Here is a 26,025-nt window from a genome sequence, read left to right as displayed (position 1 = left end):
AATAATAAAATACCGCAAGAGATAATTTAAGGAGAGTATAGTGTATTATGTATAGTAAATTAAAAAATTTAATACCCCAAGAAAGAATAAAAGAAAACGAACCAATGAAAAAGCATACTACATTTAAAATTGGAGGACCGGCTGATGTAATGGTGCTTCCAGAGAATGTTGATGAAATTAAAACAATTATAAAATATAGTAATGAAAATAAAATACCTTTATTTATATTTGGGTTTGGTAGCAACTTACTAGTAACTGATAAAGGGATACGCGGTATAGTTTTAAAAATAGGAAATAACTTAAAAAAAATAGATATTAACGAGACTCAAATAATAGCAGAAGCTGGAATTAGATTAACAGAATTATCTAAAAAGGTTGCTGCTAATAGCTTAAGTGGATTGGAATTTGCTGAAGGTATTCCAGGAAGTTTAGGTGGAGCAGTTGTCATGAATGCTGGAGCCTATGATTCAGAAATGAAAAACATTTTAGTAGAAGTAGAAACTATTGATTTGAATGGCAATACGAAAAAATTTACAAATAAACAAATGGGACTAGGATACCGAAAAAGCGTCTTTCAAAATAGTACAGACATTATTGTAAAAGCCCAAATAAAATTAAACCCTGGTAATAAAGAAGAGATTTTAACCAAAATGAGAACTTTTTCCAAACAAAGACGGGAAAAACAACCTATAGAGTGGCCTAGTGCAGGTAGTGTGTTTAAACGACCAGAAGGATTATATGTTGGTCCTATGGTTGAAAAAATGGGATTAAAGGGCTTTACAATAGGGGGAGCACAGGTATCAGAAAAACATGCTGGTTTTATTATTAATTCAGGTAATGCAACTGCAAATGATGTTTTAGCTTTAATAGAGCATATAAAAAAACGTGCAGTGACAGAATATAATGTTTCACTTCAACCAGAAATAAAAATAGTTGGAGAGAAATAAAAGACCGCTAAGCGGTCTTTACATTTATAAAATAATTTTCATATAAAGGTGTTTTAAAAGATGAAAGTATTACTAGTAGCATTAAATGCAAAATTTATTCATTCATCATTATCGCTACAGTATCTAAAGGCTTATTGTAATGATCTTCCTTTAGAAATTAAAATTAAAGAGTTTTCTATAAACGAATATATTTCAGATATAATGGATGAATTATATTTAGAAAAACCAGATGTGCTATGCTTTTCTTGTTATATATGGAATATAAATCAGATTTTAGAATTATGTAATGATTATAAAAAAATTGATACAAATATAAAAATAGTTTTAGGGGGACCAGAAGTTTCTTATGATTCCCATAATATGATAGAAAATAATAACTTTATTGATTTTATTGTTCGTGGTGAGGGAGAAGAAACATTTAAAGAGTTATTAAATCAACTTTATTTAAATCAATCGGTTACTCATATAAAAGGTTTAACCTACAGTATTGCTGATAAAATTTATTCTAATACTGATAGGGAATTGGTATGTAATCTAGATTCACTACCCTCTCCTCATAATATAATTATGCCAGATGATAATAAAGTAATATATTACGAAACATCTAGAGGATGCCCTTTTAATTGTACTTACTGTCTTTCATCTACAACAAAAGGAGTACGTGCTTTTTCCCTAGATCGAGTAAAACGTGACTTAGATTATTTAATAGAAAAGCAGACTAAATTAGTTAAGTTTGTAGATCGAACCTTCAATTTTAATGAATCAAGGGCAAAAAATATTATGGAACATATTATAAATAGAAACGGTAATACTAAATTTCATTTTGAAATTCAGGCTGAGCTATTAACCAAAGAAATGATAGATTTCTTGCAAAATGTACCTTCTGATTTATTTGATTTTGAAATTGGTATTCAAACAACATTTCCTCCAGCTTTAGAGGCAATTAATAGAAAAACAGACTGGGATAAATTAAAAGAAAATATAACATTACTTAAAAAGAATGACAATATTCATTTACATTTAGATCTTATTGCTGGACTTCCGTATGAATCATATGAATATTTTTCTTCTTCTTTCAATATGGTTTATGAGCTTGAACCAGATGTCTTGCAGCTTGGATTTTTAAAGCTTTTAAAAGGTTCTGAAATAAGAATAAAAGCTAAATCTTTTGGATATCGCTTTAAAGAAAATCCACCTTATCAAGTTCTTGCTAATAAATATATTACATATGAACAAATTTTATATTTAAAAAGAATAGAAGAATTGTTAAATAAATATTTTAATTCGCATATTATGAGAAATTCTTTAAAATACATAACAAATAATATTTATAATAATAATGCTTTTCAGTTCTACGAAGACTTAGCTGATTACTGGGAAAATTACAAGTATTTTAATAAAGGACATAAAAGGGATTTTTATTATACGATTCTAAAAAGCTTTATTAAAGATAACTATATAGATCATGATGATCTTTTAAATGACATAATAAAATTTGATTTTCTAATAAATAATAAATCTTATAATTTACCAGACCAAATAATTAGATATAACCCATCTAATATCAATGAAAAACTCAGTGATTATATAAAAGAGGAAAAAATTGATCCAAAACTTTTGGCAACATTTTCTGGAAAATCTATTAGGACATTAAGAAAATATGTACGGTTAGAATATTTTAAATATAACCCTATAACTTATAAAAAATTTAATGAAGACACCTCTATATTATTTGAATATGATCCTTATAAAAAAACAGCTTTTAAATTTTCGATAATGAAATAGCAGTTTTTTAATTAAAAATAAGATAAATTTGATTACATAAGTTCAAATATAGGGTAAAATTGTTCTCAATAAAACTAAAGATTTATTTTTAGAACTTAATTTAAGTTTAAGGAGTAAATTTAAAATTGAAAAATTATATTGCAAGAGAAGGCTTACCCTTTATATTATTATTTACATTATTATCCATAATATGTTTGTATTTTTTTTATAATTTAGCTATTATTCCTTTGTTATTAACATTTTTTTGTATTTATTTTTTCAGAGATCCAGAAAGAGTTTTAACAGATACTAAAGATATGATCGTTTCACCAGCTGATGGTAAAATAATGTCTATAGAGGAAATTAATGAACAAAAATATCTTAATAAAAAAGTTATTAAAGTAAGTATATTTTTAAGTGTTTTTGATGTTCACATTAATAGAATCCCCATTGATGGTAAAGTTTTAACAGTGCATAATGTTGGCGGTATTTTTCTACCAGCTTATAAAAAAGATGCCTCAGATAAAAATGTAAGAACATATATTATTTTAGAAACAAACTGGGGTAAAGTTATGGTTGCTCAAATAACAGGATTAATAGCTAGAAGGATAGTTTGTAGAGTTAAGCCTGGAGATAATGTCTTTATTGGTGATAGGTATGGTTTAATAAAATTTGGCTCTTGTACTGAAATATATATGCCTCTTGAAGCTGAAATACTTGTTAAACCAGGGGACAAAGTCCGAGGAGGTGAATCCATAATTGCTAAGCTTCGCAACTAAGTCATTAGCTAATACAATTACTTTGATTAATATTTTATTAGGATCATTAGCCATTATATATATAATAAATCAACATTATAATATCGCAGCTATTTTAATTATCATTGCAGTTTTTATGGATGGATTAGATGGTAAGGTTGCTAGAAAATTCCAGATTACTTCTGATTTGGGCAAACAGCTTGATTCACTTTGTGATTTGGTATCTTTTGGAGTTGCTCCAGCTATTTTAATTTATGCTAAGGTCTTTAATCAGCATTCATTAGAAATCTTAGGTATAGTATTCACATTATTATTTGTTATGTGTGGTGCATTTAGATTGGCTAGATTTAATACTTTAAACATTCCAGATCATTTTATAGGTATACCAATTACCTTTGCAGGTTTTATTATAGCTGCAATTTCATTTGCATTTGTAGAATTACCATTTATAGTATCTATAATTTTATTGTTTATACTATCTTACTTAATGATAAGTAATATTAGAGTGCCAAAATGGTAGTATAACAATAGAAGAGGCTTAAGCCTCTTCTATTCATTTTAATTATATTAACCTTTTGGAGTAAATGTTGCACAATCAGTTTCTTGTGTAGTTTTAGCATTTTGGGGTTGTATTTCAATACCTGATGCAGTACATTGATTACCACTTTCATAATAATAACATGTATTTACTACACACTTGACACCATTTAAGCTACCATCTTGTTTATCTACTCTACCTTTCATTTATAAACCTCCTTATTAAATATTATTAATCATTATTTATTATTTTTATTTTGAATCTAAATATGCTTGGTAATTATATATATAAATTTAAATGAAAGGAGTTGTAATCAATTTTAGAAAAAATAAAACATTTATATAATAGAAAACCTAATATATTAGACCATGAAAAATATTTTAAATCTGCTGTTTTATTGCCAATTTTAAATATAAATAATAAATTACATATTCTATTTGAAAAACGTTCTTTTAATCTTAATATTCAACCTGGTGAAATTTGTTTTCCTGGAGGAGGAATTGAACCCGTAGATAATACTCCATTAGATACTGCAATTAGGGAAACATGTGAGGAACTGAATATTTATGAAGATGATATAGAAGTACTTTTACAATTAGATTATGAAGTCAGTCCTTTTAATGCAATTATCTATCCTTATGTTGCTTTAATAAAAGACCAAGCTCAAATTATACCTAATAAAGATGAAGTAGAAAAAATATTTTGTGTTCCTCTAGAATTTTTCTTAACAACAGAACCTAGAATTGAAAATTTAAAACTTGAAGTTAGACCACTTGAAGGATTCCCCTTTGATTTAATTCCTGATGGTAAAAAATATAAATTTAGAATTATAGAATTCCCACAAACATTTTATATATGGGAAAATGAAGTGATTTGGGGGTTAACAGCTCGTATACTTTGTAATTTTATTGATCTATATAAACAAAATATTGATTCGTAATAATTACAAGCAATTTTCTTGGCTAAAATATTTTTATAATAACAAGTATACATTGTTCATTATTACAAGTTATTGACGATAACAAGATAGTGTTTTAGCCTTATATAATGTAACAAAAACATGGAGGGATATATATGAGTAAAACTAAAGTAGCTATAGTAGGCTACGGTAATATAGGCAAATTTGCGGTTGATGCAATAAATGAAGCACCTGATATGGAATTAGTGGGTGTAGTTAGAAGGGCTAGTTCGCTTTCTCAACCTAAACCTTCTGAATTAGCAGATATTCCAGTTGTAGCATCAATTAAAGAATTACCAGATGTGAAAATTGCTTTATTATGTACACCTACTCGATCAGTACCTGAGTATGCAAGCGAAATTTTATCTTTAGGAATAAATACAGTAGACAGTTATGATATTCATGGTGACTTAGCCGATATGAAAATTGACTTAGATAAAATAGCTAAACAACACAAAAGTGTTGCAGTTATTTCGGCTGGATGGGATCCTGGTACTGATGCAATGTTGCGTTGTATTTTTGAGATTATGGCACCCAAAGGAATCACATATACAAACTTTGGACCTGGAATGAGCATGGGACATTCAGTTGCAGTTAGATCAAAAGATGGAATTAAAAATGCACTATCAATGACTATACCATTAGGTACTAGTGTTCATCGTAGAATGGTATATGTAGAGTTAGAAGAAGGAGCCTCATTTGACAAAGTTGAAGAATCAATAAAAACAGATTCCTACTTTGCTAAAGATGAAACACATGTTATTCAAGTAGATGATGTAGATAATTTAGTTGATATGGGACATGGAGTATCAATGGAGCGAAAAGGTGCTTCTGGTATAACTCAAAATCAATTATTAAAATTTGATATGCGAATAAATAATCCAGCATTAACAGCACAGGTTATGGTATCATCAGCTAGAGCTAGTCTAAATCAACAGCCTGGAGCATATACAATGATAGAGATTCCTATTATTGATTTCATGCACGGAGATAAAGATAAAATAATTCGTGATCTTGTTTAATTTTAATAAAATATAATTTGATTTTTCTGCGAAAAGCTAAACTTAGACTATGGAATCGGCTGAGCAAACATGTTTATTACGCCACTCATCGGTCATTTTTTGCTACTTAAGGACTTAGATAAACAAGTTAGTTCAGCCTTTAGTTTTTTTATAGTTGTTTTTTACAGCAAATCCAATATTTTATTCTACAATAAAATCAGTATTATTTTTATATTCATTTAAGTATTTTTCATACCTTTCTTTCACATCAGTATTATCTTTCATAAAATTAACAAAGCTTTTAATACAAATAAAAGTTTCCTTAGCGATGTAGTGTTCTATCTGCTCAACATCTTTATGAAAGTTTTTAGTTAATCCTAATAATGAAAAAAATTCCTTAACAGTATTATGTCTATCTAATAAAAAACTCCCCAATTCTTCACCTTTCTGCGTTAGTTTTATATTCCCATATTTTTCGTATATAAGTAGCTCTTTATCACTTAATTTTATCATCATTTTTGTTACTGATGGAGGCTTCACATTAAGTTTTTCCGCAATATCATTTACTCGGGTATATCCGTTTTCCAAGCTTAAACGGTATATCATTTCTAAATAGTCTTCCATACTAGGTGTTAACCTTCCTGAGCCAGCAGCTTTTTCATATCCACGATAAGTGTAAAACACTTCATTAAAATCAGTCATAATTGCCTCCAAATATACATTTTTTATAAGTTATGCAAGCAAAAAGTTAGCTATAACTAAAAATATCAATGGACAAACACCATTATAATATCCCCTCAATATAATACATCAGCAGCTAATTTTAGACGCAGTTAACTTTATAAAAAGCTAAAAACATTATTATAGGAGGGCAAGCAATGGGAACTGATATTGTTTTACAAGTAGAGGACTTGTCAGTTAGTTATGGAAGAAAAAAAGCCTTTGAAAACATTACTTTCTCAATTAATTCAAATCAGCTTATTGGAATTATAGGTCCTAATGGTGCTGGAAAATCAACATTAATAAAGGCTATTTTAGGACTTGTTCAAGTTAGTAAGGGTAAGGTTAAAGTATTTGATAAACCTGTTTCCAAAAGCAGAAAAAAATTAGCCTATGTACCACAAAGAAGCAGTATTGATTTTGATTTTCCCGTATTAGTTAGTGATGTTGTAATGATGGGGCGATATCCTCATATATCTTGGTGGGGATTTCCTAGTAAGAATGATAAAGATATAGTAAACAAATCATTAAAACAAGTAGAGATGTATGAATATAAAAATCGCCAAATTGGGCAACTTTCTGGTGGTCAACAACAAAGAGTATTTTTAGCACGAGCACTAGCTCAAGAAGCACAAGTATTTTTTATGGATGAACCATTTGCGGGAATTGATATTGCTTCCGAAAGTCTTATTATTGATATTTTACGTAATTTAAAAAACGAAGGAAAGACTTTATTTGTAGTCCACCATGATCTTAATAAAGCAGAATCATACTTTGATAGCTTGATATTACTAAAAAATAAATTAATAGCTTGTGGCAAAAAGGAGGAGGTATTTAAGTTAGAGTGCTTATGTGAAGCTTATGATGGAAAAATCACATTTCTTGGAGGTGACAATACTGGATTAATGGTGGTGAATGGATAAGTGGAAAACATAGTATTCTTTTTACAATCTCTATCACAGTATCAATATTTACAAAATGCTTTAAAAGCTGGAATTCTTGTAGGTATAATCTGCGGTTTAATAGGCTGTTTTATTATTCTTAGAGGTATGGCATTAATGGGAGATGCAATATCGCACTCTGTTCTACCGGGTGTAGCTATTGCATATATATTAGGATTTAGTTTTTTTATAGGTGCTGTTATTGCAGGTGTAATATCTGCTTTAGGCATAGGATATGTAGCTCAAAACAGTAAAATCAAAGATGATTCTGCAATTGGCATCATCTTTACAGCAGCATTTGCACTTGGTGTTATATTAATAACAGTAAATAGAGGAACTGAAGTATGTTTATGGCATATACTTTTTGGAAATGTTCTTGCTGTTTCTTCTAATGACCTGTTAATGACTTTTATTATTGGAATTATTGTTATTATAACAGTTACTCTATTTTATAAACAATTGCTCCTTACCACCTTTGACCCAATAATGGCGGAATCAATAGGTATACCAGCTAAGACTGTACATTATTTTTTAATGTTATTACTATCACTAGTAACTGTAGCATCATTACAAACAGTAGGTATTATCTTGGTTGTAGCAATGTTAATAACTCCAGGTGCTAGTGCTTATTTATTAACAAATCGCTTACCAATAATGATTATTTTAGCCTCTATATTTGGTGTTATATCTGCTATAGCAGGTGTATATTTTTCATACATTTATGACATACCTACAGGTGCATCAATTGTAGTAGTTGCATCAATAATTTTTGCACTGAGTTTTTTCTTATCACCAAATCAAAAGTTTATTTTAAGTATAGTAAATAAAAATTAATTTAAATTATGGTTGGAGGGGAATTTAATGTCTAAATTTTTTAAAGTAATATCTATAATAATGGTACTATCTCTACTAGTAATAGTATCAGGATGTTCTAATAATCAAGAAGTTAGTAAAGATGATGATGGTCTTTATGTAGTAACAAGTATTTCAATTCTCTCAGATATAACCAAAGAAATTCTAGGAGAACGTGGATATGTTGATTATATAGTTCCTAGAGGAGAAGAGCCTGAGGAGTATGAGTTTATACCTAGTGATTTTCAAAAAACTAATTATGCAGATTTAATAATTTTTAATGGATATAATTTAGAACCAGCAATGGAGCGAGCAGTAAAAGCAACTTCTAACAAAGAAATCATTTTTGCGACTAATGGTATTACACCAATATTCCTTGAAGGAGATTCTGATTTAGAAGATCCACATGCATGGTTCAATCCTATATTAGTTGCAACCTATGTAGAAAATATCCTTGATGCATTAATTACTAAAGACCCTGAAGGTGAAAAGTATTACCAAGAAAATGCAAATAATTATACAGAAAAACTTATAGATTTAGATTTATGGATAAAAGATAAAGTGAATAATATTCCAGAAGAAAACAGGGTTTTGGTAATAAGTGAAAATGCACTAAAATATTTTGGTGAAGCATACGGCTTTGAAGCTGTAGGAATTTGGGAGCTGAATTCCCATGAAGAAGGAACACCCCAACAGATTTCTAGGGTTGTAAATATAGTGAATGATAGAAATTTACCAGCAATATTTGTTGAATCTACTATTGATAATAGATATATGCAAACTATCTCTAATGAAACTGGAGTACCTATTGCTGGCGAAATCTTTACTGATGCTTTAGGCAATAAAGGAAGTGGGGCAGATAATTATATAGATATGATGAAAACAAATGTAAATACTTTTGTTAAAGGTTTAAAATAATTAGTTTATAAAATACCTGTCATCTGCAAATACATGTTGGAGTGACAGGTAACGCAATACAATAGTTGACCAAATATTAAAATAGAATTATAATATTATTTAGGAATGATAATCATTCTCAAGCCCTCTGCGGTAAAAGAGGGTTTCTTTTTACTTAGCAGTTGATAATGATTATCATTTGCTTTATGTAGCAAATGATACAAGTTAAATATTTTTTTAAGATGAAGACCGATGAGCGGCGTGATAAACATGTTTGCTCAGCCGATTCCATAGTCTAAGTTTAGCTTTTCGTAAATCATAATTTATAATAAAAAACTGCAAATCGGTTTAATAATTTGAATTTATATTTTATATTACAATAAATAGATTAATTTTATTACTTAACAGGGGAGAGAGATTATGAGTATTATGGCAACTCTTACTGCAAAATGTGAAAAATTCATGTCTTCATATCCTATGGCAGTAAAAGTTTATAATTTGTATTACAAAAAAATTGTACATACAGAAGTTAAATTAGCTAAAATAACTGCTAATGATAAGGTTTTATGTATAGGAGGAGGTTCTTTTCCTTCTACTGCTTTAGAAATTGCAAATATGACTGGGGCTTATGTTAATGTAATTGACAATGATTTAATAGCTGTTAGAAAAGCCCAAAATTTAATTGAAAAAGTTGGTTATAATAACAAAATTAATGTTAATCATGCTAATGGTGCTAAAATTGACAGTATTGGTTATTCAGTTATTCATATTGCACAACAGGTTGTCCCCAAGAATGATGTAATTGAGAATATATGGAAAAACGCAGATTTAAATGCACGAATATTAATTAGAACACCTTCTAATAAGCTAGAAAAATTATATCCTGCTTTTAATAAAAATAAGTGGTTAAATAAAAGAAATAAAATATCTGAAAACTATAAGTTTATTAATTCAACTTTAATGCTTGAAAAATTAGAAGAGGAGCACAATAATCAAAAGAATAGGAATAATATGAAGTCTTATAACCCCAAGCCTTCTTATATATTTGGTTAAGAATTGAACTTATTAATCAACTTTAGTACAACAAAATTCTGCTAAAAATAAAATAATAGTATATAATTATACTATTCGATATAATTAGATAAATAATTAAAGGAAGAATGCTTAAGTGGAATTATTAGATCAGATTATTTACTATAGTCAATATATAAGAGATTTCGGCTACGCAGCTATGCTTATTATAAGTATTATGATTATTATGCAATGCCATGTGCCCATGATTCCATTTGCTATAGTTGCAGGTGTGTGTGGCTATCTATTTGGATTTCAACAAGGAATTATAATAGCTTGGGGAAGTGTTGTAATAGGCTCATTTATTGCCTTTAATGTTTTTCGCTTTTTTAAACTAGATGAATTTACAAATAAAATTTTATCACGATATGAGATACTGCCTAGATTAAACGATAAATTTGTTATAGGTTTTATTGTCATAGTGCATAATATACCTGCAATACCTATAGCAATTCCAAATATTGTAGCAGCAATGAGCAAAATATCTTTATCTAGATTTATTTCTTTTACTGCTGCAGGATTATTAGTTCCATGTGTTTTATTTGCTGGCTTCGGTGCTGGTGTAGATGCATTTTTAGCTAACCCTGGAATATTAAACTTAATTCCAATAGTAGTTATAATAGGATTTCTAATACTAATAAAATTTATAAATCTAGATAAAGCATTATCTAAGTACGAATAAATAATTAAACAGGATTAATATAGCTAATATTTAATCCTGTTTTTTATTGCCCTTGTAACTTATTTATGAAATATATATAATTTGCTAAACAACATAAATAATAAGTAAAGCAGAGAATGAATTCTCTGCATTATTTGTTATTGCTAAACAAACAGGTTAATATAATACTCAAAAAGGAAGATAAATAATGATTTATATACTAGTCTACTTTATAGTTATAGTAAGCTTTATTGATACTATGGCTCAATTACCAATATTATCTCCTTATGTATATTCATTAGGGGCAACCTCAATAGTCGTTGGTTTAATAATGGGGGCATATTCATTATTTAACATGATCGGTAATCTCGGTGCTGGACTGATTATAGACCGCTATGGTAGAAAAATTGCTATTATTAGCGGAATGATTATAGCTGGTTCTGCTGTTTCTTTATATGCATTTGTTGCGTCACCATTTCAATTACTAATATTAAGAATTATACATGGTTTAGGTGGTGCTATATTAATACCTGCAGCTTTTGCTTATGTAGGTGATAGAGTTGGACAAGGCTCTACAGGAAGAGCTATGGGATATTCAGGGGCAGCAGTAGGGTTTGCTGCACTTATTGGACCTATGTTTGCTGGAATGGGTAAGGATGCATTTGGTTTTAGTGTAGTTTTTCTTTCTTTAGGCTTACTACTTATTAAAACATCAATAATTGCATGGCTTTTTTTACCTGAAACATATTCTTTAGAATCAAAAAACAAAGTGTTTACTAAGGAAATTATTCTTAATCTAATTACTAATACTAAATTGCAAATAGCTTACTTAGCTGCATTTAGCTTAATGTTTACAATGGGTATTTTAGCTTATGCATTTCCCATAACACTAGAATCATTAAATTTTGCTAGTAAAGATACGGGTATTCTTTTTAGTATTTTTTCAATTGTTGCTATAATAATCTTCATCTTGCCAATTAGCAAATGGTCAGATAAAAACGGAAGATATTTACCCATAGCTATAGGGTTGTTTTTAGTAACATTAGCACTATTACTACTTCCACTAGGAAATACCTTTAGCCAGTTTGTATTTATGATGATATTATATGGTTGTGGTTTTGGTTTTATCTTTCCGGCTATGACTTCCATAGTAGTTGATGAAACTAAAGATTACTTTAGAGGTACTGCTTTTGGCATTTTTTATGCATTCTTTTCATTTGGAGTAATGAGTGGTCCTGTAATTGGTGGTATAGCCAGTGAGATCGGACAAGAACCATTCTGGATAGGTGCTTTAATAATAATATTAATACAAATGATACTATATAAATTGCATATAAAAGTAACTAATTAATTATTAATTTTGCTGCAAAAAGTAACTACAACAAGCTTAAGGCTGAGCAAACATGTTTATCTAAGTCCCGAATAGCAAGGCGTGGTGCATAGATCACAGCTAAGTATAAATAAAAAATCATTTTAGATAATAAGTGCTAAGCTAAAATCGAGGTAAAGACCGATGAGTGGCGTGATAAACATGTTTGCTCAGCCGATTCCATAGTCTAAGTTTAGCTTTTTGCAGTGGAATCAAAATTAAAAATTGATCAGTCTGTGTTGTCTGTGTAGATTATCCATAATTTTTAGAAGGTGAATAACTTGAAAAATACAATTTTTACAAAAGAATTACTTTCCCTATTTTTATCTACATTTTTAGTTGCAGTAGGGTTTAGTATCATAATCCCTGTACTTCCTTACTATGCCGAATCAATGGGGGCTAGTGCATTTCAACTAGGCTTACTGCTAACTATTTATGCAATATGCCAATTTATATTTGCTCCAGTTTGGGGAAGTTATTCAGATAAAGTAGGAAGAAAACCCGTATTATTAATGGGTGTCATTGGGTTTGGCATAACCTTTATACTCTTTGGTTTAGCATCTTCTGTTTGGATGTTATTTATTGCAAGAGTAGCAGGAGGAATATTCGCTTGTGCTGCAATTCCTGCAGCTATGGCTTATATAGGGGATACTACCAGTGAAGAAAACAGAGGAGCAAGTATGGGCTTTATTGGTGCTTCACTTGGTTTAGGTATGATTATTGGTCCCGCAATGGGTGGATTATTATCAAGTATTTCATTATCATTACCGTTTTTTGTAGCTAGTGGTTTAGCATGTTTAAACTTCATAGCTATTCTACTTTTCTTTAAAGAATCCTTAAAACCTGAAGATAGAATAGTTGACCAAAAACTACATCGCCCTAATTTACTAGAAGGCTTAAGAACTCCTATAGCAGTATTATTTATAATCACTCTTTTAGTTAGTATTGCAGAAGCATCCCATCATGGTACATTTGCCTTGTTTTCCCAAGGTAAACTGGGTTTAACTCCTACAGATGTAGGTTGGGCTTTTACAACTGCGGGAGTAGTATCAGTTATTTTCCAAGGTCTACTAGTAGGCAAGTTTATTAAATGGTTCGGTGAAGATAAAACAATAGTGACAGGAATATTTTTAATAATAACAAGCTTTGCACTTTTTTTATTTACTTGGAACTTGCAAAGCACAATAGCATTTATGGCTATATTTGCTGCTGGGATTGGATTATGTAGACCAGCCCTTACTGCAGCCATTTCCAAAAGAACAACCATGCCTCAAGGTAGGGCAATGGGCATAATGCAAGGATATGATAGTTTAGGTAGAGCCTTAGGACCTGCAATGGGTGGGTTTTTACTAGATATAAATCTTTCATTTTCATATTCGATGGCAATAATAATACTCATAATTTCATTATTTACTTTCTATTTTTACAAAGTACCAGTAGTAGAAAGGGAAGCTGAGCAAATATCAACTTAGTCATTAAGTGTCTCTGCCCCCGGGAATTTTCTAATATATCCTATGATTAAGGTTAAGAATGGCAGTATAAACTGAAAGAGTAGAGCATAATAAGGATAAACATCAATAGCAAAATTAATATTTTCTGCAACATTATCAAATTGAATTATAGCTAGTATTAACATTAATATTCCAATAGGTAAAGTTAAAGGCTTATAGGTCTGCATTTTTGTTACCTGTGCAACTCCTAATACTGTTGCATAGTAACATATAGTTATCTTTACAAAAGCAACAATTACTATTATAAATGCTACTAATACATCAATACGTGTAAAGACTTCAGCTACATCTATAAGCCTAACAACCATTAATGAAGGATATTTTTCTACAGTTACTAAAGGACCAAGTACTGCTACATTTCTTATTGCAACTAATAATAAATACCCTACTACTACAATATAACCCACAATCAGTGCCTTACCAGTTTCTTTCTGCTTATTAACAAAACCCACAATCATTAGAAAAACTACTATTTCAGCAAACGGAAAAGCGCTTGCAGCAAAACTAATTTGCAAAAACTTTTTTACACTAATATCAAACATTGGCAAAAGCCTTTCAATTTCCACCATTCTATAGACAAGTATAGTATCCATTATTATTATAAAAAATATTATTAATATAAAAAACCCAGTGGTTCTTCCTATAACTTCTATACCACTTTTAATAGCATAAGCACTTAATAAAATAAATGTTAACATTATTACCTCTACAGGTGTTTTTGTAAGAAAAATTTTATAACCATCACCAAAATTGCGTAAAACTAAAGCACCTAAATGAAAAAAATAAAGTAAATATAAAAAAGAAAAAAGCTTACCTAGATAAACTCCTAATATATCTTCATTAATTTCCACAATAGTTTTTCCGGGATATTTGTTTATTAATTTAATATATATGTATAAATATAATAATCCAATAGATGCGCCCACAAGTACTGTAGCCCATGCAGCATTACCTGCAAATGTTCCAGGTGGAAAAAGAACAGATGAACCTATGAGAAAACCTATAACTAAAAATGATAATTGTGATGAAGCTATTTTACCGGGATCAAGATTCATAAAACTTTTAACTCCTTATTTAATTATTAGGAAATAGAAAAAACACTCTTAATCACAAATTCAATTGCATTATTTGGAGAAGGTATAGTTATTCCTGAAATATATATAAAACTTAGACTTATGGCTAATATTAAAAAAAAAGAAAATACTATTAAGTCCCTCCTATAGTTATTTTGAACTAAATAAGGGACTTCAACTAAACATATGATTAAAAAACTAAAAGCTATAAAAATATAAATCATTTAAACACCTTACTTTTATCTAGATTCTAGTGTTCTGTCAATCATTTCAGAGCGAACTACATTAGACTTGATTTTTATTGCAATATCTAAATCGGCAAATTTTTCATGCCAATTATCTTCAATCTGTTTCCATTCATTAGGATATTTTTTATAAATAGTATTACCAAAGCCAAATACATCTGAATTTAAATCTTTAGCTTTATTAATCGCTTTTTCTATTTCGCCTTCTACAACTAATGCTTGTTCCTTTTTGATTTTCTCCCAGTTTTTCTCATCAAGCAAATCTATACCATTATGTGCTTCACCTAATATGCTTTTTATATTTATCTCTACCAATATGCTAAAACGATTATTTTCATAAATAGGGGTTATTTTGCTAGATGCCCTTATAATTTCAGTTGCAACTTGTAAATCATTATTAATACCTTCAATATAAATATTAGCTGAAGTAACATCACCAAAAACCCAATACATCCCGCGTGTTTCATCTTTGTTAAATTTACCTACCATTTCCACATCTTTATTAAAAACTGCAGTATCTCTTAAATATAATGCTTGCTTTTGATCTAGCTCCTGATTTACTTCTTCTTGGTCATGTTCTTCATTTTCAGCTACACCTTCTTTTTCTTCAGATTCTATAAATATCATGGGAGCAACTGGAACCATACCTGGAGTCATAGTCCGGAAAATAAATTCTTGTACAGTAATTTTAGGTGCATGCGAATGTCTACATGCTTGATCAATTAACTGTTCTATAGCAAAACCTGGTATAGGTGTAATTTCAGTTTTAACATTTAAAATATCTTTTGCTTTTCCATCTGCAACTATAACATGCTTATTCCTTCTAAAATCATAATCACGTATTATAAAATCTAAATGTGGTAAAAGACCTTTTTCAGCTTTTTCTTTCCCAAAAATAATTACAGCAGTATGACCTCCAAATACTCTAGATGGTATAGTATGGGTGAGCTCTCTTTTAGCTGAAAAAAAGCTTTTTCCATGATGACTGAAATTCACAAATGCTAAATCTTCTTCTCCGGGTGAAAACCCAGCTCCTTCTTGTTGTTGTAATTGTTGTAAATTAATTACTTGAACAGTTAGTAATATATTTTCATCATCTAATTTATCAATACCTAATGCAGAAACTATAGCTATATCTCTCAAATCTTGCCTATCCCAACATCCTGCAAGTGATAGAAATAAAATTATTATAAAAACAACTATAAAATTTTTAATATTACTATTCATAGTATCAACTCCAAAATTAGTGCTTATGTTTAGAGGCTCTAGGCTTTTGTTTCTTGCTTTGTTTATATTCATTGTCAGTAATTAATTTAGGTCGAATTAATTGTAACCATGGTGGAAACCTAACTAAAGTATCTTGTAATCCTTCAGGTGTTAATGGAGCTAATGGTGATAGATATGGTACTCCAAACGAACGAAGGGAGCTTAAGTGTATTACTATTGCAATAACACCAACAGCAATACCAATTCCACCTAGCAATCCTGCTAATAGTACTAATACATAACGTAATATTGTTACAGCATCAATATGAGGAACTGCTAAAAAAGTTGTTAAAGTTGTAAGTGCAATAACTATAATAACAGGGGCACCAACTAAACCAGCCTGTACAGCAGCATCACCAATAATTAATGAACCAACAATTGTTATAGCAGGACCTATTTGATTAGGTAGTCTTACCCCTGCTTCACGTAAAACTTCGAAGATAAATCCCATTAATATTACTTCAATTACTACCGGAAAAGGTGTCCCTTCAGTTTGTGTTGCCATTGTTTTTAGTAAAGGTGTTGGTACAAGTTCTTGGTGATAACTATGTAAAGCTATATAAATACTAGGTAATAAAAGTGCTATGAGAAAACCAAATAATCTTACTAATCTTATCAATGTTGCATAGCTATACCTAGAATAATAATCCTCAGGAGCCTGAAAACCTTCAATAAATAACATAGGTACAGTTAAAACCGTAGGTGTACCATCAACTATTATTGCTACTCTTCCTTCGAGAATTTTACCAGCTACTTTATCAGGTCTCTCACTATTACCTACTGTAGAAAAGACTGACAATGGAGCATCCTCAATAAACTGTTCAATATAACCTGATTCTAAAATTGCATCTGTATCTATTCTTTCTATTCTTCTTTTGACTTCTTCAACTATTTTGGGATTAGCTATATTTTTAATATAGGCTATTGAAATTAAAGTTTTTGTTTGTTTACCAATAGTAAAAGCCTCAAATACTAAATTTGGATTTTGTATTTTTCTTCGCAGTAAGGTAGTATTAAACCTTAAAGTTTCAGTAAATCCTTCACGTGGTCCTCGAACAGTACGTTCTGTATCAGGTTCCTCAACATTTCGGTTTACCCATCCTTTTGTATCAATAATAATTGCTTGTTTACTATTATTTATTAATAAAACTGTATCACCGGATAATATTGCTGCTAATAGTTGGGGAGATGAGTTTGTTGTTTCAATTTCACCAATCGCAATTAATTCATTTTTAAAATAATCAATATTATTTTGTATTCTTCTGTTTTTGAGATTTATGTCATACATAAGTGGCTTAATTACTTCAGTAATTAATGCATCATCTGCCATCCCATCTATGTATATTAAAGCTACATCAATATTGTGCTTTTTACCTATTTTAAATTCACGAATAATAATATCGTTACTATCACCAAGGCTATTTTTAAAATGTGCTATATTTTGTTTTAAGTTTGATGTTATGACTGTATTATTTTGATTTGTTTTATTTGCAGACTTTAATCCTAAATATTTTAATTTATTAAATAAAAATCTAAACATATGACACCTCAAAAAAAATAGTGGTTTCACTGTGAAAAGACAAACTTAGACTATAGAATCGGCTGAGCAAACCATGATTAATATTTTATTTTTTTCCTTAGTTCTCTTAAATATGTATTTGTCGAAAGATAATAGCTAATTGGTCTTAGTTTTAAAGTCATGCTAAAAAGGTCGTTATACAAACCGACCATACAAATTGTATATTCAATTAATTAATATCTGTAGGAAAAATGATTATTCTCTATTAGTACACATATAATTTCATTTTTTTCTTTATAGGCTTTATATCTATATTCATTTCCTAGAAAAAAAAGGTTATAGATATTTGTTTGTAATTTCTACTTATAGTATTCTAAATACTAGAGCTATATATTAATATTTTTGTACTTATGAGGTGCATAGGATGATAAAACAAAGATTTTTTTATTGCCCAAAGTGTGGAAGTGAGTTAAATTACCAGATACATATAACTGGTGATATTCCTCGTCTTACCTGTACTGATTGTTCTTACATATTATTTGAAAACCCAGCAGTTGGTGTAGCGGCTATTGTTTTTAATGAAAAAAATGAAATATTACTTGGGAAAAGAAAATATGGCAAAAGAAAAGGTCTATGGTGCATTCCATGTGGTTATTTAGAATACCATGAGGATGTTTATGATGGAACAAAAAGGGAATTTAAAGAGGAAACTAATTTAGATATCAACATAGATAGGGTATATGATGTTCATTCTAATTTTCACGATCCAGAAAAGCATAGTGTGGGTATCTGGTTTTTAGGAGATATAATTGGTGGTTATCCTGAGGCTCGAGATGATCTAACAGATATAGGTTTTTTCAACTTAAATAACCTCCCAGAATTAGCCTTTTCCACTGATAAAAAGGTTATAAAAAAATTGAAAGAAGATTGTCCTACAAATAACGTCTAAGGTGTTTAAAAAATTATAAACACCCCAGCAATTATAAAGTATCCTGCTATTAACATACTAATTGTACTTAATATGGTTTGTAAAAAATCTTTTTTTGTAAAATCATCAAACATTTAAAATTCACCTCCTTTGGCATGGAACGTTTGTTCTTTTTTCAATTATGATAATACAGCAGAACAATTGTTCCGTCAAGAGGATGGTCGTATTTTATCATAATTTGCATTTTTTATGCTATATAAGTTTGATAAAATGAATTGTAAACTCTTGTAGTGGAGGTCTTCAATGAATATCCCTTTTATTGACTTAGGAAAAATGAAATATCAAGATTCTTATAAAATACAAATAGAGCTAGCTGAATTAATAAATAATAATAGATCAATACCTGGCTTTTTTTTATTAGTTGAACATTATCCAGTATTCACCATTGGAGTTAGCAAAAAATATAAAGATTTTTTACTTAACCCTGAATATTTAAAATCATTAGGATTTGAGATTTATGAAACTAATAGGGGTGGTAAAGTTACCTATCATGGACCTGGACAAATAGTAGGATATCCAATATTTAATCTAAAGCTATTTAAAACTTCGGTTCGCAAATATATTTATAATATAGAACAATTAATCATTGATACATTAACTAGTATAAATATTGATAGTTATAGAAATGATGGTTTAACGGGGGTTTGGGTAAATAATAAAAAGGTTTGTGCTATTGGAGTTGCTTTTAAAAAAAATACAACAATGCATGGTTTTGCATTAAACTACAAAACAAATCTTGAACATTTTAATTATATTAATCCCTGTGGTTTAAGTTTAGGAGTTACATCAATTCAAGACATAAATAGTAATATTGAGTATACCCAAATTATAAATTCACTTACCCAAAGTTTTGAAAATGTATTTAATACAAGATTGATTTCTACAACAATCGAAGAGGTGAGAAATACCTATGACAATAAGAAAGCCACCCTGGTTGAATAAAAAAATTCCTGAAACTAAAAGTTTAAATTCAATGAATAAGATGCTCAAAGAATTATCCTTAAACACAGTTTGTGAAGGTGCTAAATGTCCTAATAAAGGAGAATGCTTTAAAGATAAAACCGCAACATTTATGTTAATGGGGGATACCTGTACTAGAAATTGCTCCTTTTGTGGTGTTAATAAAGGTAATCCCAATAAAATAGATCCAGAGGAACCAATAAATGTTGCAAAGGGTGTAAAGCATTTAGGTTTGACTCATGCTGTTATAACATCAGTAACTAGAGATGATTTAGATGATGGAGGGGCAGAACATTTTGTTGAAACTATAAATAATATTAAAAAATTTAACCCCAATACTAGTATAGAAGTCTTAATTCCTGATTTTAAAGGTAATAAAGAAGCTATATTAAAAATAATCAAAGCTAAACCCGAGATAATCAATCATAATATTGAAACTGTACCAGCTCTATATAATTTAATAAGACCCCAAGCCTCCTATGAAAAGTCATTAAAACTGCTGCAATTTGTTAAGGAAGAAAACCCACTAATATTAACCAAGACAGGAATAATGATTGGGCTAGGGGAGTCAAAACAAAATGTTTTGGACTTAATAAATGACTTAGTAAATATAAATTGTGATATTTTAACAATTGGTCAATATTTACAACCTTCCAGAAACCATTTAGAAGTAAAAGAATATATAACTTTAGAGCAATTTAGCGAGTATAAAGATATAGCCAAACAAAAAGGAATCAGATTTGTAGAAAGCGGACCTTTTGTTAGAAGTTCATATAAAGCGGCTACAGCATTAAATTACCTTAAAAAGGGGTGATTTTTTTCTCCCCATTAACTACACCTTGTTATTTAAATACTCAGATAAAAAAGTTAGCTCACCTTAAGTATTTTGTGATTACTTCTACATTTAATTAATTAATATTATGAATATAGTTTAATATCTTTATTTTTTAATAAACAATCGTTTAAATAAACGTACTAAAAATGAACTTTCACAGTCTAAACAATAAGCAACATGATAAACAGATTGACATCCATAACTATGGAGCTCTATTTTAGCACAATCTGTACAAATCAGTTTACCACAAGATTCACAGTTAAACTCTGCTACCTTTTTCCCACAAAATTTACAAGTCATCCTTTCCCTCCATTAATGATTATATATATTCTATAATATACCTTTTTTGAACCATTATTTCCATAATCTACTCGAATACTACATAAGGATATAGTAAAAATTAAAAATATTAAGCGAAAGGAGGATTTTTGTGTGTCAATATTAATGACTTTACCTAAAATGCTCGATCAATGCATTGACGAATGTTTAAAATGTGCCCGAGCATGTGAAGAATGTTTTAGAGCATGCTTAGACGAGCCAGATGTACAAGCTCGATCACAATGTATTCAACTATTAAACGATTGTGCACAAATATGTGTATTATCAGCTCAGTATATGGCTAGAAACAGTGGCTTTTCAAAAGAATTGTGTAAGCTTTGTGCTGATATCTGTGATGCATGTGCTCAAGAATGCGAGATGTTTAAAGATGAGCATTGTCAAAAATGTGCGCAGATTTGTCGTCAGTGTGCAGAAATGTGTAGACAAATGGCTGGATAAGTTAGCTAGTAATTTTTAGTAGCCACACATAAGTGTGGCTTTATTTCTTTTGTAAATAAATATAATTTTTTATTACTTCATCATATTTCTTAATTAAATTTATAATCACTTCATTATTTGCCGATTTATATTTGATATCATCAATTGTTTTAATTGGCAATACTTTTGGTGATGTCCCTGTTAAAAATACTCCATCAAACATATTTAATTCATTTAGATGTATTGGTTTCTCAATCACATCATAATTTAAACTTTTTGCAATATCAATAATATAGCCTCTAGTTATACCGGGTAATACATCTGCCAAAGGTGCAGTATAAAGTGAATTGTTTTTTACAAAAAATAAGTTTGACCTGCTACCCTCGGTTATAAATGCATTTCTATCTAAAAGGATTACTTCATACACATTAGAATTCATTAATATTTCATTAATTTTGTTTCTTAGATTATTATCTATAATTTTAGCATGGGGATTATCTCGGGTTCCTTCAAATAAAACAGTATCTACTCCAAAGAGGACTTTGTCTTTAGTAGGATAATAGTGCTTTATATAGTAAGCATAAAATGTTGCTTTTGATAAATTGTTAAAGTTTTTTTCAAACTTAAAAAGAAATTTGATATTGCCATCCACATAACTATTCTTACTTATTAGTAAGTTAATTCTCTCAATAATCCTTTCAGTACTAATAGGAAGTGTTAACCCTGTTATTTTAAATGAATTTTCCATTCTTTCAAGATGGTCTTCTAAGAATAAGGGAACACCTTTAATAACTCTTATAACTTCATATATATTTAAACCTTGTATTAAATTTTTATTAAATTCATTACTATCCTTTATTTCATCATTATAAATAAAAAATGGTTGAATTGTTTTTTCCATAGTTTAATCCTCCTATGATTTCTTGCCATATATTATATACTTATCCTATAATTAAATTAAAATAAAAAATGAGGATAAATAATATGAAAAAAATATTTTTGGTGTTAATTACTATTCTAACTTTAATTATGTTTTTTCCCAATTATACTATGGCAAATGATGACGAAATTAGAGTTACAATTGATGGATTACAAGTAGATTTTGATGTAAATCCACAAATTGCAAATGACCGTACAATGGTGCCTTTTCGAGCTATTGCTGAATCATTAAACATAGATGTAGATTGGCACAGTGAAAGTCGCACTGTAAGTGCTTGGAATGATAATACATTAATTAGATTACAAATAGATAATGATATCGCCTATATTAATGATAAACCTTATAATTTAGATTCTGCTCCAGTTATAATAGATGATAGGACATTAATACCAGCGAGATTTTTTGCGGAATCTTTTGGTTGTGAAGTTAATTGGAAAAATAGTGAAAGAAAAGTAGTTATAAAGTCATTTCCCACTGATATGAATGTCACTGGATTTTATGCCTTAGGTGATTCTCAAACAAGTAGTTGGACTGATTTGTTTGGTACACCTTATCCCCAAACTGAAAAAGGTAATACAGATGTTATTGATTCATTAGCACTTGGTTGGTATGGCCTTACCGATGAAGGAATGCTAACAACTAACAGTAAAACAGGATGGCAAAAACCAAGTGGTTATGAAATTGTTTTAACTAAAGCTGAAGAATATAATATAACTACTGAAATGGTAATTCATGCTACAAATAAAAATAGGCAATTAAATAACATTTTACAAAATGAAGATAAAGTTAATAACCTTATTTCTTCAATAATTGATGAAGTATATATGTATGACGGTGTCAATTTAGATTTAGAAGGTTTAGGATTGAGTGATAAAAATGAGGAGCTTAAAAAAACACAAGAGGATTTTAACAATTTTGTGAGATTGCTTTATAAAGAGTTAACAGAATTAGATAAAAAATTAACTCTTACATTACATCCTTTAAATAGCTATTATAAAGGTTATGATTATAGTGAGTTAGGTAAATATGCAGATAAAATCATTATAATGGCATATGATTATGGTCCCAAACCAGAGCCGATTCACTTAGTAATTGAAGCTATAGAACTTGCCTTAGAAAAAGTTGATAAAGAAAAAATAATTTTAGGTATTTCTATACCAAGTGAATCATATGAAAGCTTATTACCTAAAATTGGTATAGCTAAACGTTATGACTTATATGGTATAGCAATATGGAGATTAGGTTTAGTTGCTGAAGAAAAATGGGACTTATTAAAGACTAACATTATAACTAATTAAATAATTCTTGTTGAACTATAATTCCTGTGATTGAAGGGATTTACCTTTAATCACAGGTTTTTTATTTTATTATCTTAATTAAAAACTGTTTCTAATGCTACTTTTGTAATATAAAACATTTTATAGTTTTAGAAATAATTTATTATGAAATATAATTTCCCAGTGCCCAAACATGTGTTTTGGGTATTTTTAATAAAACAATGACAAAAATACAAATAAGTAAATTTTTGCGGAGGTAGGATTAAATGAAAAATTGGTTTAATCGAAGAAATTTATTAACGTTTTCTGTTTTAGCAATAATGTATTTGTTTTTTGTTTCTTATAATTTAGAACAAATGCCTGTAAAAAAAGAAGCACTTGAAGAAAAACCAACAAATAAACCAAATACAGAAGTTGTAGAAACATCACCTTATGATATGGTTGAAATAAATGAAATTGCACCTAATGTAATAATTGAGTTAAGATATGCAACTGATAATAATGTATTTGGAGAATCGGTATATGATACTGATATTGCGTATCTTAGAAGAGGAACTGCTGAAAAATTAAATAATGCTCAGAACGAAGCAGAGCAACACGGATATTCACTTAAGGTTTGGGACCCATATAGACCACCAGAAGCTCAATTTAAATTATGGGAAATTATGCCTGATTCAAGATATGTTGCAAATCCACATACAGGTTACTCATTTCACTCTACTGGGGCAGCTGTAGATGTTACATTAGTAGATAATGAAGGATATGAATTACTTATGCCTAGTGAATTTGATGATTTTACACCTAGAGCTAATCGAGACTATACTGATATCCCACAAGAAGCCGCTGAAAATTCAATTCTTTTAGAAGAAATAATGATAAATAATGGCTTTGAAAGCATCTTTTTTGAATGGTGGCACTTTGTTGATTCAGACAGAGATAAGTATGAGGTAATAGACAGTTCTGAAATCCCTGGTTTTAATGACTAAATATTTTTAACATCTTTAATTAAATTTGTATAAACTATAACAAAAACTAGGGGAATGATTATTACTATGTTAAATAGAGTTTTTGTCTATGGTACTTTAAGATCTGATATGGGAAGTTATGAACTTATTAATGATTTTGTTTTAAAAAGAGAAGTCGCTAAAATAAGAGGAATATTATATGACCTTCCATATGGATATCCGGCAGTAATATTAGGAAAAGGTTTTGTATATGGTGAACTCTTAACATTAAAAAAAATAAATGTAATCTTACCCAGACTTGATGACTATGAAGGTTATTATGGTTATAAAAATAAAAATAATTTATATATACGAGTTAAAACAATAGCTCAAACTGGCTCAGAAAAAAAGGAAACTTATGTTTATTTATGGAAAGATAAAAATAAACTCCCATTAATAGGGACTAAAATCAAATCAGGAGATTGGCTTAAATATAAATTAGGATAGAATGTCTTTGTAGATAATAATATATAAGTTATCTGTTAGGAAAGCTTTTTGCTTTCTTTTTTTGTTTTTTTAAGATTTGGTTTTACTGTGAAAAACTAATCAGTTTATTTATACTTAGCCGTGATCTATGCACTACGCCTTGCTATTCGAGACTTAGATAAACATGTTTGCTCAGCCTTTAGTTTTTTGTAGTCACTTTTTGCAGCAGTATCAGCTTTTTTTTTAAAATATATCCTATTCATTGTTATTTATTCACATTGACAGTTTTATTTTTCATAAGTATCGTTATATTATCATCTGAATAGATGTTCATTTGTTAAGTTGTTGAGGGGGATAAGTATGGATAAAAACCATATAGATACATGCCAAATTCACTGTATTCATGAGGAATATGTAGAAGAAGTATCAAAAAATATGCTTAATGAAGAAACTGCAAAGTCACTAGCAGAACTATTTAAAGTGCTAGGAGATCCAACTAGAATTAAAGTAATTTATGCATTAATGCAAAAAGATTTATGTGTATGTGACATAGCAGCTGTAATCGGTGTTAGTCAATCAGCAGTTTCACATCAACTAAGAATTCTACGTGGTCAAAAACTTGTGAAGTTTCGTAGAAAAGGAAAAGTAGTTTATTATTCATTAGATGATGATCATATTAGTACACTTTTTTCACAAGGATATGAGCATGTAACCGAATAGATTAATGGGGAAGAGGAGGTCTATAATT

The 26,025-nt window shown here is 29.3% G+C and carries 28 protein-coding genes; 21 read left to right on the top strand and 7 right to left on the bottom strand.

The window, feature by feature from the left end; all coding sequences use genetic code 11:
• Positions 1 to 47 precede the first annotated feature (47 nt).
• The 4 genes from murB (at position 48) to pssA (ending at position 3,989) form a co-directional block, all read left to right on the top strand.
• Complete coding sequence (murB, locus tag SYNTR_RS04000) at positions 48 to 947, top strand: UDP-N-acetylmuramate dehydrogenase (protein WP_156203314.1); 900 nt, start codon at positions 48 to 50, stop codon at positions 945 to 947.
• 60 nt (positions 948 to 1,007) lie between these two features.
• On the top strand, positions 1,008 to 2,732 hold the full coding sequence (locus SYNTR_RS03995; RefSeq protein ID WP_156203313.1) for a B12-binding domain-containing radical SAM protein: 1,725 nt from the start codon (positions 1,008 to 1,010) through the stop codon (positions 2,730 to 2,732).
• Between the two features lie 125 nt (positions 2,733 to 2,857).
• Positions 2,858 to 3,490: a phosphatidylserine decarboxylase family protein gene (locus SYNTR_RS03990; RefSeq protein WP_156203312.1), complete on the top strand. Its 633-nt coding sequence runs from the start codon at positions 2,858 to 2,860 to the stop codon at positions 3,488 to 3,490.
• Positions 3,471 to 3,989, top strand: a complete 519-nt coding sequence (pssA, locus tag SYNTR_RS03985; protein WP_156203311.1) for a CDP-diacylglycerol--serine O-phosphatidyltransferase — start codon at positions 3,471 to 3,473, stop codon at positions 3,987 to 3,989. The genes SYNTR_RS03990 and pssA overlap by 20 nt, the downstream gene beginning before the upstream one ends.
• Before the next feature lie 47 nt (positions 3,990 to 4,036).
• On the opposite strand, the gene SYNTR_RS03980 is transcribed toward pssA, so the two are convergent.
• Entirely contained in the window at positions 4,037 to 4,213 is a 177-nt protein-coding gene (locus tag SYNTR_RS03980; protein WP_156203310.1) for a DUF1540 domain-containing protein, read from the bottom strand.
• 191 nt (positions 4,214 to 4,404) lie between these two features.
• On the opposite strand from SYNTR_RS03980, the gene SYNTR_RS03975 reads away from it, so the two are divergent.
• Both SYNTR_RS03975 and SYNTR_RS03970 read left to right on the top strand, forming a co-directional pair.
• Entirely contained in the window at positions 4,405 to 4,947 is a 543-nt protein-coding gene (locus SYNTR_RS03975) for an NUDIX hydrolase (protein ID WP_197079185.1), read from the top strand.
• A 134-nt stretch (positions 4,948 to 5,081) separates the two neighbouring features.
• Positions 5,082 to 5,987 (top strand): diaminopimelate dehydrogenase, encoded by a 906-nt coding sequence (locus SYNTR_RS03970; protein ID WP_156203308.1) that lies wholly within the window; start codon positions 5,082 to 5,084, stop codon positions 5,985 to 5,987.
• Between the two features lie 180 nt (positions 5,988 to 6,167).
• On the opposite strand, the gene mntR is transcribed toward SYNTR_RS03970, so the two are convergent.
• Positions 6,168 to 6,668, bottom strand: a complete 501-nt coding sequence (gene mntR / locus SYNTR_RS03965; protein ID WP_156203307.1) for a transcriptional regulator MntR — start codon at positions 6,666 to 6,668, stop codon at positions 6,168 to 6,170.
• A gap of 176 nt (positions 6,669 to 6,844) precedes the next feature.
• Here mntR and SYNTR_RS03960 point away from each other — a divergent pair, with 176 nt between their 5' ends.
• The 7 genes from SYNTR_RS03960 (at position 6,845) to SYNTR_RS03930 (ending at position 13,949) form a co-directional block, all read left to right on the top strand.
• On the top strand, positions 6,845 to 7,609 hold the full coding sequence (locus SYNTR_RS03960; RefSeq protein WP_156203306.1) for a metal ABC transporter ATP-binding protein: 765 nt from the start codon (positions 6,845 to 6,847) through the stop codon (positions 7,607 to 7,609).
• Positions 7,610 to 8,461, top strand: a complete 852-nt coding sequence (locus tag SYNTR_RS03955) for a metal ABC transporter permease (RefSeq protein WP_156203305.1) — start codon at positions 7,610 to 7,612, stop codon at positions 8,459 to 8,461.
• 27 nt (positions 8,462 to 8,488) lie between these two features.
• A complete protein-coding gene (locus SYNTR_RS03950) occupies positions 8,489 to 9,397 on the top strand; it encodes a metal ABC transporter solute-binding protein, Zn/Mn family (RefSeq protein ID WP_156203304.1) in 909 nt (302 codons plus the stop codon).
• A 399-nt stretch (positions 9,398 to 9,796) separates the two neighbouring features.
• Complete coding sequence (locus tag SYNTR_RS03945; RefSeq protein WP_156203303.1) at positions 9,797 to 10,429, top strand: hypothetical protein; 633 nt, start codon at positions 9,797 to 9,799, stop codon at positions 10,427 to 10,429.
• A gap of 115 nt (positions 10,430 to 10,544) precedes the next feature.
• Positions 10,545 to 11,129 (top strand): TVP38/TMEM64 family protein, encoded by a 585-nt coding sequence (locus SYNTR_RS03940; protein ID WP_156203302.1) that lies wholly within the window; start codon positions 10,545 to 10,547, stop codon positions 11,127 to 11,129.
• 187 nt (positions 11,130 to 11,316) lie between these two features.
• The gene (locus tag SYNTR_RS03935; protein ID WP_156203301.1) at positions 11,317 to 12,459 is read left to right on the top strand and encodes an MFS transporter; all 1,143 of its coding nucleotides are present in this window, start codon (positions 11,317 to 11,319) and stop codon (positions 12,457 to 12,459) included.
• 299 nt (positions 12,460 to 12,758) lie between these two features.
• Entirely contained in the window at positions 12,759 to 13,949 is a 1,191-nt protein-coding gene (locus SYNTR_RS03930; protein ID WP_197079184.1) for an MFS transporter, read from the top strand.
• Here SYNTR_RS03930 and SYNTR_RS03925 read toward each other — a convergent pair.
• From SYNTR_RS03925 to SYNTR_RS03915, 3 genes are all read right to left on the bottom strand, one after another.
• Positions 13,946 to 15,043, bottom strand: coding sequence for a GerAB/ArcD/ProY family transporter (locus SYNTR_RS03925; RefSeq protein WP_156203299.1), 1,098 nt, complete (start codon positions 15,041 to 15,043; stop codon positions 13,946 to 13,948). The genes SYNTR_RS03930 and SYNTR_RS03925 overlap by 4 nt on opposite strands.
• A 257-nt stretch (positions 15,044 to 15,300) precedes the next feature.
• Positions 15,301 to 16,533: a Ger(x)C family spore germination protein gene (locus SYNTR_RS03920; RefSeq protein WP_197079183.1), complete on the bottom strand. Its 1,233-nt coding sequence runs from the start codon at positions 16,531 to 16,533 to the stop codon at positions 15,301 to 15,303.
• Between the two features lie 16 nt (positions 16,534 to 16,549).
• Entirely contained in the window at positions 16,550 to 18,112 is a 1,563-nt protein-coding gene (locus SYNTR_RS03915) for a spore germination protein (protein ID WP_156203297.1), read from the bottom strand.
• A gap of 403 nt (positions 18,113 to 18,515) precedes the next feature.
• On the opposite strand from SYNTR_RS03915, the gene SYNTR_RS03910 reads away from it, so the two are divergent.
• From SYNTR_RS03910 to lipA, 3 genes are all read left to right on the top strand, one after another.
• Entirely contained in the window at positions 18,516 to 19,040 is a 525-nt protein-coding gene (locus SYNTR_RS03910) for an NUDIX domain-containing protein (protein ID WP_197079182.1), read from the top strand.
• A gap of 282 nt (positions 19,041 to 19,322) precedes the next feature.
• The gene (gene lipB, locus SYNTR_RS03905; protein WP_156203296.1) at positions 19,323 to 20,021 is read left to right on the top strand and encodes a lipoyl(octanoyl) transferase LipB; all 699 of its coding nucleotides are present in this window, start codon (positions 19,323 to 19,325) and stop codon (positions 20,019 to 20,021) included.
• A complete protein-coding gene (gene lipA, locus SYNTR_RS03900) occupies positions 19,990 to 20,853 on the top strand; it encodes a lipoyl synthase (protein WP_156203295.1) in 864 nt (287 codons plus the stop codon). The genes lipB and lipA overlap by 32 nt, the downstream gene beginning before the upstream one ends.
• 126 nt (positions 20,854 to 20,979) lie before the next feature.
• On the opposite strand, the gene SYNTR_RS03895 is transcribed toward lipA, so the two are convergent.
• On the bottom strand, positions 20,980 to 21,174 hold the full coding sequence (locus SYNTR_RS03895; RefSeq protein WP_156203294.1) for a B-box zinc finger protein: 195 nt from the start codon (positions 21,172 to 21,174) through the stop codon (positions 20,980 to 20,982).
• Between the two features lie 132 nt (positions 21,175 to 21,306).
• On the opposite strand from SYNTR_RS03895, the gene SYNTR_RS03890 reads away from it, so the two are divergent.
• Positions 21,307 to 21,651: a four-helix bundle copper-binding protein gene (locus SYNTR_RS03890; RefSeq protein ID WP_420885506.1), complete on the top strand. Its 345-nt coding sequence runs from the start codon at positions 21,307 to 21,309 to the stop codon at positions 21,649 to 21,651.
• A 40-nt stretch (positions 21,652 to 21,691) separates the two neighbouring features.
• On the opposite strand, the gene SYNTR_RS03885 is transcribed toward SYNTR_RS03890, so the two are convergent.
• Positions 21,692 to 22,531, bottom strand: coding sequence for an aminotransferase class IV (locus SYNTR_RS03885; RefSeq protein WP_156203293.1), 840 nt, complete (start codon positions 22,529 to 22,531; stop codon positions 21,692 to 21,694).
• Between the two features lie 83 nt (positions 22,532 to 22,614).
• Between SYNTR_RS03885 and SYNTR_RS03880 the strand changes: the two genes are divergently transcribed.
• The 4 genes from SYNTR_RS03880 (at position 22,615) to SYNTR_RS03865 (ending at position 25,997) form a co-directional block, all read left to right on the top strand.
• A complete protein-coding gene (locus tag SYNTR_RS03880) occupies positions 22,615 to 23,868 on the top strand; it encodes a stalk domain-containing protein (RefSeq protein WP_156203292.1) in 1,254 nt (417 codons plus the stop codon).
• 245 nt (positions 23,869 to 24,113) lie between these two features.
• Positions 24,114 to 24,833 carry a M15 family metallopeptidase gene (locus SYNTR_RS03875; protein WP_156203291.1) on the top strand — a complete coding sequence of 240 codons (720 nt, stop codon included), beginning with the start codon at positions 24,114 to 24,116 and terminating at the stop codon, positions 24,831 to 24,833.
• 66 nt (positions 24,834 to 24,899) lie between these two features.
• Entirely contained in the window at positions 24,900 to 25,298 is a 399-nt protein-coding gene (locus SYNTR_RS03870) for a gamma-glutamylcyclotransferase family protein (protein ID WP_197079181.1), read from the top strand.
• Between the two features lie 339 nt (positions 25,299 to 25,637).
• Positions 25,638 to 25,997, top strand: a complete 360-nt coding sequence (locus SYNTR_RS03865) for an ArsR/SmtB family transcription factor (RefSeq protein WP_156203289.1) — start codon at positions 25,638 to 25,640, stop codon at positions 25,995 to 25,997.
• Positions 25,998 to 26,025 lie beyond the last annotated feature (28 nt).

It is taken from the genome of Candidatus Syntrophocurvum alkaliphilum (assembly GCF_009734445.1).
GTDB classification, from domain to species: domain Bacteria; phylum Bacillota; class Syntrophomonadia; order Syntrophomonadales; family Syntrophomonadaceae; genus Syntrophocurvum; species Syntrophocurvum alkaliphilum.
Note: the sequence above shows the minus strand (reverse complement) of the source record. Positions and strands in the feature narration are given on the sequence as shown.